Source organism: Methylocaldum marinum, from assembly GCF_003584645.1.
In the GTDB taxonomy this organism is placed as follows: Bacteria; Pseudomonadota; Gammaproteobacteria; order Methylococcales; family Methylococcaceae; genus Methylocaldum; species Methylocaldum marinum.
Genome location: NZ_AP017928.1, coordinates 1,230,190 through 1,245,725, shown reverse-complemented (window position 1 = coordinate 1,245,725; position 15,536 = coordinate 1,230,190). Strand labels below are relative to the sequence as shown.

The 15,536-nt window shown below is 68.4% G+C and carries 1 protein-coding gene; it reads right to left on the bottom strand.

Annotated features, from left to right (window positions below; genetic code table 11):
* Positions 1 to 15,516 (bottom strand): non-ribosomal peptide synthase/polyketide synthase, encoded by a 15,516-nt coding sequence (locus sS8_RS05310; RefSeq protein WP_269461530.1) that lies wholly within the window; start codon positions 15,514 to 15,516, stop codon positions 1 to 3.
* Positions 15,517 to 15,536 lie beyond the last annotated feature (20 nt).

Genomic DNA, 15,536 nt, shown 5'->3' with positions numbered 1-15,536 from the left:
CTAGCCTCGGCGAGCCTGCTTGATCTTGTTAAGGAACTTGTTCAGGTTTTCTTGGCTCAGTGTTGCCTCCGGGAAGTCGGACGGGGTGAAGCCGCCGGCCTCGGGGGATTGGCAATGGGCGATGAGGGCCTGCAGGGCGTCCAGGAAGCCTTGCGCCAGCGCCTCGACCGTGGCCCGCCGATGCACCGCCGGGCAGTAGGCCCAGTCCAGCTGTAGCCGGCCATCTGCGATGAAGCCGTTGATGTCCAGGAGGTGCGGGCGCTGTCCGCGGGGGCTATGGAGCGGACCGAGCGCCTCGGGGGCGGGTCCGAGCAGGAGATCGCCGCCGATGAGGGTGTCGAGCTGGCCCAGGTAGTTGAAGCTCAGCTCGGGCGCCGGCAGCGCCGCGAGGGACGCCCGCACCGCCGGGTCGGGATGGCGATAGCGCAGCACGCCATAGCCGATGCCGCCCTGCGGGATCGTCCGCAGCTGCTCCTTGACCGCCTTCAGCGCCTCGCCGGGGGCGTCCGCGGTGAGGTCGAGCCGGACCGGGTAGAGCGTGGTGAACCAGCCGACCGTGCGCGCTAGGTCCACGCCCTCGAACAGCTCCTCGCGGCCATGGCCCTCCAGGTTCACCCACAGGGTCCGAACGCCGCTCCAGCGCGCCAGCGTCTGGGCCAGGGCGGTGAGCAGGACGTCGTTGATCCGGGTGCGGTACACCGGGGGCACGTCGTGCAGCAGGGCGCGGGTGGACGCGCGGTCGAGGGTCACCGCCACATGGTCGGCGGCGGCGACGGTGTTGGCCTCGGGCGGGGCGTCGGCATCCCGCGGCAGGGGCGCGGCCGGGCCGCGCAGGCGTTGCCAGTAGTCGAGTTCCGGGCGCAGGCGTTCGGAGGCGGCGTAGGCGTCGAGCTGTTCGGCCCAGGTCTTGAAGGCGGTGGTCTTGGGCGGCAGGGCCGGGGGCTCGCCGCGGCCGAGCCGGGCATAGGCCTGCTGGAGGTCGTCGAGCAGGATGCGCCAGGAGACGCCGTCGACCGCCAGGTGATGGATCACCAGCAGCAAGCGGCCGGGCTGGCCTTCGCCGCGGGTGAAGAGGACAGAGCGCCACAGCGGGCCGTGCGCGAGATCGAGGCGGGCCTGCTGGGCGGCGGACACCTGCTCGATCACCGCGGCCTGGGCGGCGGGCGACAGGGCGGCGAGATCGACCACGCCGAACGGCAGGGGGGTGTCGGGTGCGGCATGGGTTTGCCGCCAGTGGTCCTGGTCGCGGCGAAAGCGCAGGCGCAAGGCATCGTGCTGGATCAGGAGGGTGTGCAGGACCCGGCGCAGGCGATCCGGGGCGAGGTCGGGGGCGACGCTCAGCAGGAAGGCCTGGTTGAAATGGTGGGGTTCGGCCCAAGCTTGGTCGAAGAACCAGTGCTGGATGGGGGTGAGCGGGGCTTCGCCCTGGACCGGCCCCTGCTCGGCGGCGCGGGCGGGGCCGGTGCCGACCACGGTGGCGAGTTCGGCGATGCTCTGGTGCTGGAACAGTTGCCGGGGCGTCAGCGGGAGACCGGCCTGGGTGGCGCGGGCGACGATCTGGATGCTGAGGATGGAATCGCCGCCGAGGGCGAAGAAGTTGTCGTGGCGGCCGACCCGTTCGAGCCGGAGGACGTCGGCCCAGATCTCGGCGAGGCGCGCCTCGGTGGGGCCTTGCGGCGGGGCATAGGGGGTGCCGGTATCGCCCCGCTCGGGGGCGGGGAGGGCCTTGCGGTCGACCTTGCCGTTGGGGGTGAGGGGGAGGGCGTCGAGGGCGACCCAGGCGGTGGGGACCATGTAGTCGGGCAGCTGGGCTTTGAGTGCCGCGCGCAAGGTCTCGGGGTCGACCGCCCCGACGGTGTAGGCGACCAGGCGTTTCTCGCCGGGGGCGTCTTCGCGGAGCAGCACCACGGCGTCGTGGACGCCGGGCTGTTGGCAGAGGGCGGCCTCGATCTCGCCGAGCTCGATGCGGAAGCCGCGGAGCTTGACCTGGTGGTCGATGCGGCCGAGGAACTCGAGCTCGCCGTCGGCCTGCCGGCGGGCGAGATCGCCGGTGCGGTAGAGGCGGGCGCCGGGATTCCGGCTGAACGGGTTGGGGATGAATTTCTCGGCGGTCAGCTCGGGGCGGTTCAGATAACCCCGGCCTACCTGTACGCCGCCGATGCACAGTTCTCCGGGGACACCGATCGGAGCGGGCTGACCCCGATTGTCCAGGATATAAATTCGGGTGTTCGAAATCGGTCGGCCGAGCGGAATGCCCAGTCCCGAGAAATCCGGGGTATAGGTCCAGGCGGTAACGTCCACGGCCGCTTCCGTCGGCCCGTATAGGTTGTGCAAATCCACTTGGGGCAAGCGGTCGTGGAATCGGCGTGCGAGGGATTCCGGCAAGGCTTCGCCGCTGCACATCACGCGCCGCAAACCGGTACAGGTCGATGTCTCTCGATCATCGAGAAACGCCTGCAGCATGGAGGGCACGAAATGTAGCGTCGTGATTTTCTCGCGCCGGATCACGTCCGTGAGATAAGCGGGGTCCTTATGCCCCTCGGGACGAGCCATTACCAACCGCGCTCCGGTGATCAAGGGCCAGAAGAACTCCCATACCGAAACATCAAAACTGAACGGGGTTTTCTGCAATACCGCGTCGCTGGATTCCAGGCCATAAGCCTGTTGTTTCCATAGGAGCCGGTTCACTACCCCGCGATGTTCGTTCATCGCGCCCTTGGGTTTGCCGGTGGAGCCGGAGGTATAGATGACATAGGCGAGATTCTCGGCGGTCAGGCCGACGGCCGAGGGGTCGGGATTGTGGGTGGGCTGATGCGCCCACGGCGTCGGGTCGCCGAGATCGATCACGGGCACGGCCGGCGCCGTCGCCAGGCTGCGGGACGCCAGCCCACCGTGGGTCAGCAGGACCCGTGGAGCGGCATCGGTCAGCATGTAAGCGAGGCGTTCCTCGGGATAGCCCGGGTCCAGGGGCACATAGGCCCCGCCCGCTTTGAGGACGGCGAGGAGGCCGATGACCATTTCGCAGCTTCGCTCCACGCAGAGCGCTACCCGGCTGTCCGGTCCGACGCCGAGGGCCCGGAGATGATGGGCCAGCTGGTTGGCGCGGGTGTCGAGATCCCGGTAGGTCAATACCTGGTCCTCGAACACGACCGCCACGGCGTCCGGGGTCTCCTCGGCCCGGGCTTCGAACAGCTGATGAAGGCAGCGGTCCTTGGGGTACTCGGTGTCGGTGGCGTTCCAGTCGACCAGGAGCTGGTGGGCTTCGGCGTCCGGCAATAGCGGCAGCGCGCTCAGGCGCTGCGTCGGGTCGGCCACGATCCCGCGCAGCAGGCAGTCGAAATGCCGGCCCAGGCGGTCGATCGTCTCGGCTTCGAACAGATCGGTGCTGTACTCCCACACGCCGTGCAGCCCGGCCTCGCTGTCGCTCAGCACCAGGGTGAGGTCGAACTTGGCCGCGACCCCGTGCAGCGGCAGGGGACTCAGGGTGAGCCCCGGCAGCGTCAGGGTGGCGGCGGGTGTGTTCTGCAGCACGAACATGACCTGGAACAAGGGGCTGTGGCTGAGGCTCCGCTCGGGCTGGACGGCTTCCACGATGCGCTCGAACGGGACCTCCTGGTGGGCATAGGCGTCGAGGGCGCGCTGGCGGACCCGCGCCACCACCTCCTCGAAGGCGGGGTTGCCGGCGAGGTCGACCCGCAACACCAGGGTGTTGACGAAGAAGCCGATCAGGCCCTCGGTCTCGCGGCGGTTGCGGTTGGCGACCGGGGTGCCGACCACCAGGTCGTCCTGGCGGCTGTAGCGGGCCAGGAGGGTGAGGAAGGCACTCAGCAGGGTCATGAAGAGGGTGGCGCCGAGGCGCCGGCTCAAGGCGCGCAGGGCCTGGGTCAGGGCGGGGTCGAGGGCGAGTGTCCGGGTGGCGCCGTGGAAGCGCTGGACCGGCGGCCGCGGATGGTCGGTGGGCAGTTCCAGCCGGGTGGGCGCACCGGCCAGCTGCTGCTGCCAATACCGGAGCTGGCGGTCGAGCACCTCGCCCGCCAGCCAGGTGCGCTGCCACTGGGCGTAGTCGGCGTACTGGATCGGCAGCGGCGGCAGGGCGGCGGGCTGGTTCAGCGCGTAGGCCGCGTACAGGCTCGACAGCTCGCGGACCAGGACCGCCATGGACCAGCCGTCGGAGACGATATGGTGCAGGTTCAGCAGCAAGCCGTGGCGGTCGGGCGCGAGGCGCACCAGGCTCGCCCGCAGCAAGGGGCCGTGGGCGAGGTCGAAGGGCCGGCGGGTCTCGTCGGCGATCCGGCGTTCGAACGCCGCGGCGCGGCCGGCGTCGGGCAGGGCGGTGAGATCGATGAGCGACAAGGGGACCGGACCGGGCGGAGCGATGTGCTGGACGGCGACGCCGTCGACGGTGGGGAAGGTGGTCCTGAGGCTCTCGTGGCGGCGCACGATCTCGGCGAGGCTGCGGCGGAGGGCGGCGACCTCGAGGGGGCCGTGGAGCTCGAGGCCGCCGGGAATGGTGTAGGTGGCGCTGGGGCCTTCCAGCTGATCCAGGAACCACAGCCGTTCCTGGGCGAAGGCGAGGCGCAGGGGCTGGTGGCGGGAGACCGGCGTCAAGGGCGGCAGGGCGGTGGTGGGCGTGTGGCGGGTGGCGTCGAGCGCGGCGGCGAGATCGGCGAGGGTGGGGTGTTCGAACAGGTGGCGCACGGGGAGTTCGAGGCCGAGGGTCTCGCGCACCCGCGACACCACCTGGATGGCGCGGAGGGAATGGCCGCCGAGGGCGAAGAAGTCGTCGTGGCGGCCGACCCTTTCGTGTCCGAACAGCTCGGCCCAGATACCGGCGAGGAGCTCTTCGGTGGGGGTCTGGGGCGGGACGTAGGCGGCGCTGGCGCCGTCGCGCTCGGGCGCGGGCAGGGTCTTGCGGTCGACCTTGCCGTTGGGGGTGAGGGGGAGGGCGTCGAGGGTGACCCAGGCGGTGGGGACCATGTAGTCGGGCAGTTGGGCCTTGAGCGCCGTGCGCAAGGTCTCGGGGTCAACCGCGCCCACGGTGTAGGCGACCAGGCGTTTCTCGCCGGGGGCGTCTTCGCGGAGCAGCACCACGGCGTCCCGGATACCGGGCTGTTGACTGAGGGCGGCTTCGATCTCGCCGAGTTCGATGCGGAAGCCGCGGAGCTTGACCTGGTGGTCGATGCGGCCGAGGAATTCGAGCTCGCCGTCGGCCCGCCGGCGGGCGAGATCGCCGGTGCGGTAGAGGCGGGCGCCGGGAACCGTGCCGAAGGGATCCGGTACGAACCGCTCGACAGTCAGCTCGGGTCGATTCAGATAGCCTCGTCCCACGCCGGCACCGCCGACATACAGTTCGCCTGCCACCCCAATCGGCACCGGCTGGCCGTAGGGGTCGAGAATATAAACGCGCAGATCCGGGATGCGGCAACCGATCGGACTGCCCCCGGAACGTTCGGTATCGGACGGATCCAGCGGCCGGAAAGTGACATGGACCGTGGTTTCCGTGATGCCGTACATGTTGATGAGACGGGTATTCCTGCTCTCATTCTGTCGGTACCAGGGCCTGAGCGTTGCGACCTCCAGAGCTTCGCCACCAAAGATGACATATCGCAGGCAGTGGACTTCCCGGCTCTCGGCCTGCGCTGCAATCAACTGTCTGAACGCGCTCGGGGTCTGGTTGAGAACCGTAACCCGTTCTCGACAGACCAAGTGATAGAAATCTCCGGGAGAGCGGGCGGTATAAAACGGAACCACGACCAGGCGTCCGCCATGGAACAGCGCACCCCAGATCTCCCATACCGAAAAGTCGAAAGCGTAGGAATGGAACAAGCTCCAGACATCATTGCCGTCGAATCCGAACCAGGCCTCGGTAGCGTCGAATAGACGCGTTACCTGGCGGTGTTCGATCAAAGTGCCCTTGGGTTTGCCGGTCGAACCCGAGGTATAGATGATGTAGGCGAGATTCTCGGGCCCGACCCCGCTGACGGGCGCACTGTCCGGCCGCTGGGCCATCGTGGCCCAGGCCTGGTCCAGGCAGAGCACCGGAACGCTCGTCTCCGGCAGGCTTTCGCGCAGCCGGGCCTGGGTCAGCAGCACTGATACGGCGGCATCCTCGAGCATGAAGGCCAGCCGCTCGCGGGGATAGGCGGGATCGAGGGGCACGTAGGCGGCACCGGCCTTGAGCACGCCCAGGAGGCCCACCACCAGGTCCGGGGCGCGTTCGAGGCACAGCCCGACCCGCTGTTCGGGGCCGACGCCGAGGGTCCGGAGATGATGGGCCAGTTGGTTGGCGCGGGCGTCGAGGGCCCGGTAGGTCAATACCTGGTCCTCGAACACGACCGCCACGGCGTCCGGGGTTGTCTCGGCCCGGGCTTCGAACAGCTGATGAATGCAGCGGTCCTTCGGGTACTCGGTGTCGGTGGCGTTCCAGGCGACCAGGAGCTGGTGGGCTTCGGCGTCCGGCACCAGCGGCAGCTCGCTCAGGCGCTGCTCCGGATTCGCAGCCATGCCGCCGAGCACGGTCTCGGCATGTGTCAGTAGCCGGATAATGGTCGCGGCCTCGAAACGTTCGGCGTCATGCACCACTTTCAAGGACAATTCAGACCCGACCAGGGCGGCTACCAGGGTTAACGGATAGTTCGTCCGCTCGACGGTCCGCACCTCTCGCGTTTGGACCTCATGGGCCTGTTCGGCCAAAGCCGCTTCGATCGGGTAGTTCTCGAACACCACGAGGCTCTCGAACAAGGGGATGCCGCGTGGGACGTCACTCCAGCCCTGGATCTCCACCAGCGGACTGTAGGCGTATTGATCCCGCTCCGCCTGTTGGGCCTGCAGCTGTGCCAGCCAGGGCAGCACGTCCGCCTCGGCCGGGACGCGGACGCGCACCGGCAAGGTGTTGATGAACAGCCCCACCATGTCCTCGACCCCGGCCAGTTCGGCGGGTCGGCCCGAGACGGTGGCGCCGAACAGGACGTCGGCCTCGCCGCTGTAGCGGGCGAGCAGGAGGGCCCAGACGCCCTGCACCAGGGTGTTGAAGGTCAGCCTGTGGGCGCGGGCCAGGGCTTGCAGGCGCCCGGTCAGCGCCGCCGAGAGCTTGAGGGTTTGTTCGTCGTACGCGGTCGCGTCCAGCCGGCGTCCGGTTTCGCTCCGGCCGATCGGAAGCGGCGTGGGGGCCGTGAAGCCCTGGAGGGTCTCGCGCCAGAAGCGTTCGGCCTGTTCCAGGTCCTGGCGTTGCAGCCAGGCGATGTAGTCCCGGTAGGGGCGGGCGTAGCTCAGCTGAGGCGCTTGCCCCCGGCTATAGGCGGCATAGCAAGCGGAGATTTCTCCCAGGACCCGCGGCAGGCTCCAGCCGTCCAGCAACAGGTGATGGTAGCTCCAGACGAAGTAGTACTTGGCCTCCGCGATGCGCAGCAAGGCGCAGCGCATCAGGGGAGCCTGGCCGAGCTCGAAGCCGCGGGCGCGGTCCGCGGCCAGAAACGCCTCCAGGCGCTCCGGTTGCTCGCTCGGGGAAATCTCCCGCCAATCCTCGTGGTGCCAGGACAGCGTGACATTCGAGCGTACCACTTGCAGCGGTTCATCCAAACCCTCCCATAGAAATCCGGTTCTCAAGCTGGGATGCCGCTCCAGCACGTACTGCCAGGCCCGTTCGAAGGCGGCGACGTCGAGATCGCCGTCCAGAATGCCGCTCAGTTGTTCGAAATACAGTCCGGACTCCGGCACGTGCAGGGTATGGAAGAGCATGCCCTGCTGCATGGACGAGAGCGGATAGATATCCTCCACCTGTCGGCTCGGGAGACGTGCCAGGGTGGGTGCGTCGAGCCGGGCCAGGGGGAAGTCGGACGGGGTGAAGCCGCCGGCCTCGGGGGATTGGCAATGGGCGATGAGGGCCTGCAGGGCGTCCAGGAAGCCTTGCGCCAGCGCCTCGACCGTGGCCCGCCGATGCACCGCCGGGCAATAAGCCCAGTCCAGCCGCAGTTGGCCATCCATCACAAACCCGTTGATGTCCAGGAGGTGCGGGCGCTGTCCGCGGGGGCTGTAGAGCAAACCGCTGCCTTCCGGCGCCAGGCCGAGCAGGAGATCGCCGCCGATGAGGGTGTCGAGCTGGCCCAGGTAGTTGAAGCTCAGCTCGGGCGCCGGCAGCGCCGCGAGGGACGCCCGTACCGCCGGGTCGGGATGGCGATAACGCAGCACGCCATAGCCGATGCCGCCCTGCGGGATCGTCCGCAGCTGCTCCTTGACCGCCTTCAGCGCCTCGCCGGGGGCGTCCGCGGTGAGGTCGAGCCGGACCGGGTAGAGCGTGGTGAACCAGCCGACCGTGCGCGCCAGGTCCACACCCTCGAACAGCTCCTCGCGGCCATGGCCCTCCAGGTTCACCCACAGGGTCCGGACCCCGCTCCAGCGCGCCAGCGTCTGGGCCAGGGCGGTGAGCAGGACGTCGTTGATCCGGGTGCGGTACACCGGGGGCACGTCGTGCAGCAGGGCGCGGGTGGGCTCGCGGCCAAGGGTCACCGCCACATGGTCGGCGGCGGCGACGGTGTTGGCCTCGGGCGGGGCGTCGGCATCCCGCGGCAGGGGCGCGGCCGGGCCGCGCAGGCGTTGCCAGTAAGCGAGCTCCGGGCGCAGGCGTTCGGAGGCGGCATAGGCGTCGAGCTGTTCGGCCCAGGTCTTGAAGGCGGTGGTCTTGGGCGGCAGGGCCGGGGGCGCGCCGCGGCCGAGCCGGGCATAGGCCTGCTGGAGGTCGTCGAGCAGGATGCGCCAGGAGACGCCGTCGACCGCGAGGTGATGGATCACCAGCAGCAAGCGGCCGGGCTGGCCTTCGCCGCGGGTGAAAAGGACACAGCGCCACAGCGGGCCGTGCGCGAGATCGAGGCGCGCCTGCTGGGCGGCGGACACCTGCTCGATCGCCGCGGCCTGGGCGTCAGGCGGCAAGGCGGCGAGATCGACCACGCCGAACGGCAGGGGAGCGTCGGGGGCGGCATGGGTCTGCCGCCAGTGGGCCGCCTCACGGTGAAAGCGCAACCGCAAGGCATCGTGCTGGGCCCGGAGGGTGTGCAGGACCTGGCGCAGGCGGTCGGGGGCGAGGTCGGGGGCGACGCTCAGCAGGAAGGCCTGGTTGAAATGGTGGGGCTCGGTCCAGGCCTGGTCGAAGAACCAGTGCTGGATGGGGGTGAGCGGGGCGTCACCCTGGACCGGGCCTTGCTCGGCGGTGCGGGCGGGGCTGGTGCCGACCCCGGCGGCGAGTTCGGCGATGCTCTGGTGTTGGAACAGTTGCCGGGGCGTCAGCGGGAGCCCGGCCTGGGTGGCGCGGGCGACGATCTGGATGCTGAGGATGGAATCGCCGCCGAGGGCGAAGAAGTTGTCGTGGCGGCCGACCCGGTCGAGGCGGAGGACCTCGGCCCAGATCTCGGCGAGGCGCGCCTCGGTGGGGCCTTGCGGCGGGACATGGGGGGTGCCGGTAGCGCCCCGCTCGGGGGCGGGGAGGGCCTTGCGGTCGACCTTGCCGTTGGGGGTAAGGGGGAGGGCGTCGAGGGTGACCCAGGCGGCGGGGACCATGTAGTCGGGCAGTTGGGCCTTGAGCGCCGCGCGCAAGGTCTCGGGGTCAACCGCCCCCACGCAGTACGCGACCAGGCGTTTCTCGCCGGGGGCGTCTTCGCGGAGCAGCACCACGGCGTCCCGGATACCGGGCTGTTGGCTGAGGGCGGCTTCGATCTCGCCGAGTTCGATGCGGAAGCCGCGGAGCTTGACCTGGTGGTCGATGCGGCCGAGGAATTCGAGCTCGCCGTCGGCCCGCCAGCGGGCGAGATCGCCGGTGCGGTAGAGACGGGCGCCGGGAACCCGGCTGAACGGGTGCGGGATGAACTTCTCGGCGGTCAGCTCCGGGCGATACAAATAGCCGCGCGCTACGCCGTCGCCACCGATATGGAGCTCGCCGGGCACGCCGATCGGGACCGGCCGGAAACGCTCGTCCAGGACATAGAGCTGGGTATTGGCAATCGGCCGGCCGATGGGTACGGCACCGGATGAGGACGCCTCGGGCGGCACTTCGTAAACGCAGCACCCCACCACCGTCTCGGTCGGTCCGTATTCGTTGATCAAGCGGGTTTCGGGCGCGTAAGTCCGCCACACCGCGAGGCTCTTCATCGTCAACGCCTCGCCGCCGAGGATCAGGGCGCGTGCCTGTCCGCTCAAGGCTTTCGGGGATAACAAGGGGCCCAGGGCATCCAGATGGGCCGGGGTGATTTTCACCAGACTCAAGTCGCGCTGGGCCTGGAGCAAGGCACTGAGCCCTTCGATTTCCTGCTTCTCGGGCAGCAGGATCACCGGCCGTCCCACCAGCAGCGCGGGGAAAATGCTGGTGATGGTGGCATCGAATCCGATCGAGGATTGCACCGGTGTACCGTTGCCGTCGGCGACCGCATAGGCTTCTGTACACCAGCTGAGATAATTGATCAGGCCCTGGTGGACGATCATCACGCCCTTGGGTTTGCCGGTGGAGCCCGAGGTGTAGATGACATAGGCGAGATTCTCGGGACCGACCCCGCTGACGGGCGCACTGTCCGGCCGCTGGGCCATCGTGGCCCAGGCCTGGTCCAGGCAGAGCACCGGAACACTCGTCTCGGGCAGGCTTTCGCGCAGCCGGGCCTGGGTCAGCAGCACCGACACGGCGGCATCCTCGAGCATGAAGGCCAGGCGCTCGCGGGGATAAGCGGGATCCAGGGGCACGTAGGCGGCACCGGCCTTGAGCACGCCCAGGAGGCCCACCACCAGCTCCGGGGCGCGTTCGAGGCATAACCCAATCCGGCTTTCCGGTCCGACGCCGAGAGCCTGGAGATGATGGGCCAGTTGGTTGGCGCGGGCGTCGAGGGCCCGGTAGGTGAGCACCTGGTCCTCGAACACGACCGCCACGGCGTCCGGGGTTGTCTCGGCCCGGGCTTCGAACAGCTGATGAATACAGCGGTCCTTCGGATAGTCGGTGTCGGTGGCGTTCCAGGCGACCAGGAGCTGGTGGGCTTCGGCGTCCGGCAATAGCGGCAGCGCGCTCAGGCGCTGCGTCGGGTCGGCCACGATCCCGCGCAGCAGGCAGTCGAAATGCCGGCCCAGACGGTCGATCGTCTCGGCTTCGAACAGATCGGTGCTGTACTCCCACACGCCGTGCAGCCCGGCCTCGCTGTCGCTCAGCACCAGGGTGAGGTCGAACTTGGCCGCCACCCCCTGCAGCGGCAGGGGACTCAGGGTCAGCCCCGGCAGCGTCAGGGTGGCCTCGGGTGTGTTCTGCAGCACGAACATGACCTGGAACAAGGGGCTGTGGCTGAGGCTCCGCTCGGGCTGGACGGCTTCCACGATGCGCTCGAACGGGACCTCCTGGTGGGCATAGGCGTCCAGGGCGCGCTGGCGGACCCGCGCCACCACCTCCTCGAAGGCGGGGTTGCCGGCGAGGTCGACCCGCAACACCAGGGTGTTGACGAAGAAGCCGATCAGGCCCTCGGTCTCGCGGCGGTTGCGGTTGGCGACCGGGGTGCCGACCACCAGGTCGTCCTGGCGGCTGTAGCGGGCCAGGAGGGTGAGGAAGGCACTCAGCAGGGTCATGAAGAGGGTGGCGCCGAGGCGCCGGCTCAAGGCGCGCAGGGCCTGGGTCAGGGCGGGGTCGAGGGCGAGGGGCCGGGTGGCGCCGTGGAAGCGCTGGACCGGCGGCCGCGGATGGTCGGTGGGCAGTTCCAGTAGGGTCGGCGCACCGGCCAGCTGCTGCTGCCAATACCGGAGCTGGCGGTCGAGCACCTCGCCCGACAGCCGGGTGCGCTGCCACTGGGCGTAGTCGGCGTACTGGATCGGCAGCGGCGGCAGGGCGGCGGGCTGGTGGAGTGCGTAGGCCGCGTACAGGGTCGACAGCTCGCGGACCAGGACCGCCATGGACCAGCCGTCGGAGACGATATGGTGCAGGTTCAGCAGCAAGCCGTGGCGGTCGGGCGCGAGGCGCACCAGGCTCGCCCGCAGCAAGGGGCCGTGGGCGAGGTCGAAGGGCCGGCGGGTCTCGTCGGCGATCCGGCGTTCGAACGCCGCGGCGCGGTCGGCATCGGGCAGGGCGGCGAGATCGATGAGCGGCAGGGGGACCGGACCGGACGGGGCGATGTGCTGGACGGCGACGCCGTCGACGGTGGGGAAGGTGGTCCTGAGGCTCTCGTGGCGGCGCACGATCTCGGCGAGGCTGCGGCGGAGGGCGGCGACCTCGAGGGGGCCGTGGAGCTCGAGGCCGCCGGGAATGGTGTAGGTGGCGCTGGGGCCTTCCAGCTGATCCAGGAACCACAGCCGTTCCTGGGCGAAGGCGAGGCGCAGGGGCTGGTGGCGGGAGACCGGCGTCAAGGGCGGCAGGGCGGTGGTGGGCGTGTGGCGGGTGGCGTCGAGCGCGGCGGCGAGATCGGCGAGGGTGGGGTGTTCGAACAGGTGGCGCACGGGGAGTTCGAGGCCGAGGGTCTCGCGCACCCGCGACACCACCTGGATGGCGCGGAGGGAATGGCCGCCGAGGGCGAAGAAGTCGTCGTGGCGGCCGACCCTTTCGTGTCCGAACAGCTCGGCCCAGATACCGGCGAGGAGCTCTTCGGTGGGGGTCTGGGGCGGGACGTAGGCGGCGCTGGCGCCGTCGCGCTCGGGCGCGGGCAGGGCCTTGCGGTCGACCTTGCCGTTGGGGGTGAGGGGGAGGGCGTCGAGGGTGACCCAGGCGGTGGGGACCATGTAGTCGGGCAGTTGGGCCTTGAGCGCCGTGCGCAAGGTCTCGGGGTCAACCGCGCCCACGGCGTAGGCGACCAGGCGTTTCTCGCCGGGGGCGTCTTCGCGGAGCAGCACCACGGCGTCCCGGACGCCGGGCTGTTGGCTGAGGGCGGCCTCGATCTCGCCGAGTTCGATGCGGAAGCCGCGGAGCTTGACCTGGTGGTCGATGCGGCCGAGGAATTCGAGGGTGCCGTCGGCCCGCCAGCGGGCGAGATCGCCGGTGCGGTAGAGGCGGGCGCCGGGAACCCGGCTGAACGGGTGCGGGATGAACTTCTCGGCGGTCAGCTCCGGCCGATGGAGATAGCCGCGGGCGAGACCGACCCCGCCGATGCAGAGTTCGCCGGGGACGCCGATCGGCACCGGCCGGCGTTGAGCGTCCAGAATATAAATTTCGGTATTGGCAATGGGACGACCAATGGACTCATAGGCTTCTTCGATCGGAAAGTCCGTATCGCTGCTGACCTGACGGATAGCGGACCAGATCGTGGCTTCGGTCGGCCCGTACAGATTCCAGACAGAACGACCTTTCTTCAGCAACTGCTGGGCGAGTTCTCGAGGCAATGCCTCACCGCCGCAGAGTATTTTCAGTTGCTTGCCGTCCTCCCAGCCGGCGGCCAAGAGCAAACGCCATGTCGCCGGGGTAGCTTGCATGACCGTAGCACCGCTACGCTTCAGCTTCTCCAACAACTGAGTACCGTCGACGGCGGCTTCCCGACCGACCAGTACCATTTGCGCCCCGACGACTAACGGGAGGTAAAGTTCCAGGGCCGCAATATCAAAAGATAAGGTTGTAACGGCGAGGAAAATATCGTGTTCGAACAGGCCTAGCGGCTGGTGGATAGAATGTAGGAAGTTGATTAAGGATTGGTGGGAAATTTGAATTCCCTTGGGTCTTCCGGTCGAACCGGACGTGTAAATGATATAGGCAAGGTTCTCCGGAAGAACGTTGCTGATAGGATTGCTGTCACTCCTTTGGCTGATTCTCCCCCAGAGCTGATCGAGACAAATCACCGGGGCGTTCCCCGTCTTCGGGAGACTCTCCGTCAGATGGGCCTGGGTCAGCAGCACCGACACGGCGGCATCCTCGAGCATGAAGGCCAGCCGTTCTTGAGGATAAGCCGGATCCAGCGGTACATAAGCGCCCCCGGCTTTGAGCACGGCGAGCAGTCCTACCAGCATCTCGGGCGACCGCTCCAGGCATAACCCAATCCGGCTTTCCGGGCCGACGCCGAGTGCCCGGAGATGATGGGCCAGCCGGTTGACGCGGGCATTGAGGGCCCGGTAGGTGAGCACCTGGTCCTCAAACACGACCGCCACCGCGTCCGGGCGGATCTCGACTTGCTTTTCGAACAGCGCAGGGAGGCATTGATCATTAGGATAGTCGGCGGCGGTGGCGTTCCATTCGACCAGGAGTTGCCGGGCTTCAGGCTCCGGCACCAGCGGCAGCGCGCTCAGGCGCTGCCCGGGGTCGGCCGCGATCCCGCCCAGCACGGTCTCGACATGCGTCAGCAGCCGTGCAATGGTGGCTGCCTCGAAACGGTGGGCGTCATAAACGACCACCAAAGATAACTCGGAGCCCGGCACAGCCAGTAAGGTGAGCGGATAGTTGGTCCGGTCAAGTGCTCGGATATCACGGAACTGAAGACTCTGACTCTGCTCGGTGAGCGCGGCATCCACCGGGTAGTTCTCGAACACCACCAGGCTCTCGAACAGGGGCAGGCCGCGCGGGACTTCGCTCCAGCCCTGGATATCCACCAGCGGACTGTAGGCGTATTGATCCCGCTCGACGTGCTGGGCTTGCAGCTGTTCCAGCCAGGGCAGCACGTTCGCCTCGGCCGGGACGCGGACGCGCACCGGCAAGGTGTTGATGAACAGCCCGACCATGTTCTCGACCCCGGCCAGTTCGGCGGGACGGCCCGAGACGGTGGCGCCGAACAGGACGTCGGCCTCGCCGCTATAGCGGGCGAGCAGGAGGGCCCAGACGCCCTGGACCAGGGTGTTGAAGGTCAGCCTGTGGGCGCGGGCCAGGGCTTGCAGGCGCCCGGTCAGTTCCGCCGAGAGCCTGAGGCTTTGCTCTTCGTATGCGGTCGCGTCCGGCCGGCGGCCGGTTTCGGTCCGGCCGATCGGGAGCGGCGTGGGGGCGGTGAAGCCCTGGAGGGTCTCGCGCCAGAACCGTTCGGCCTGTTCCAGGTCCTGCTGCAAGAGCCAGGCGATGTAATCCCGGTAGGGGCGGGTGTAGGCCAGTCGGGGTTCGCGTCCGCTGCCATGGGCAGCATAGTAATCCATCACGTCCTTGAGGACCCGCGGCAGACTCCAGCCGTCGAGCAAGAGATGATGACGGCTCCAGACGAAGTAATGCTGCCGTTCCGCGATGCGCAGCAAGGCGCAGCGCATCAAAGGCGCCTGGCTCAGTTCGAAGCCGCGGGCGCGGTCCGCGGCCAGAAACGCCTCCAGGCGCTCCGGTTGCTCGCTCGGGGAAATCTCCCGCCAATCCTCCTGAATCCATGGCAGCGTGACATTCGAGCGTACCACTTGCAGCGGTTCATCCAAACCCTCCCATAGAAATCCGGTTCTCAAGCTGGGATGCCGCTCCAGCACTTTCTGCCAGGCCCACTGAAAGGCCGTTATGTCGAGATTGCCTTCCAAAATGCCGCTTAGCTGCTCGAAATACACCTCTGACCCAGGGGCGCTCAGCGTATGGAAGAGCATGCCCTGCTGCATAGACGAGAGAGGATAGATATCCTCAACGTTTTTCATCTTCATGCTTAATAAACCTA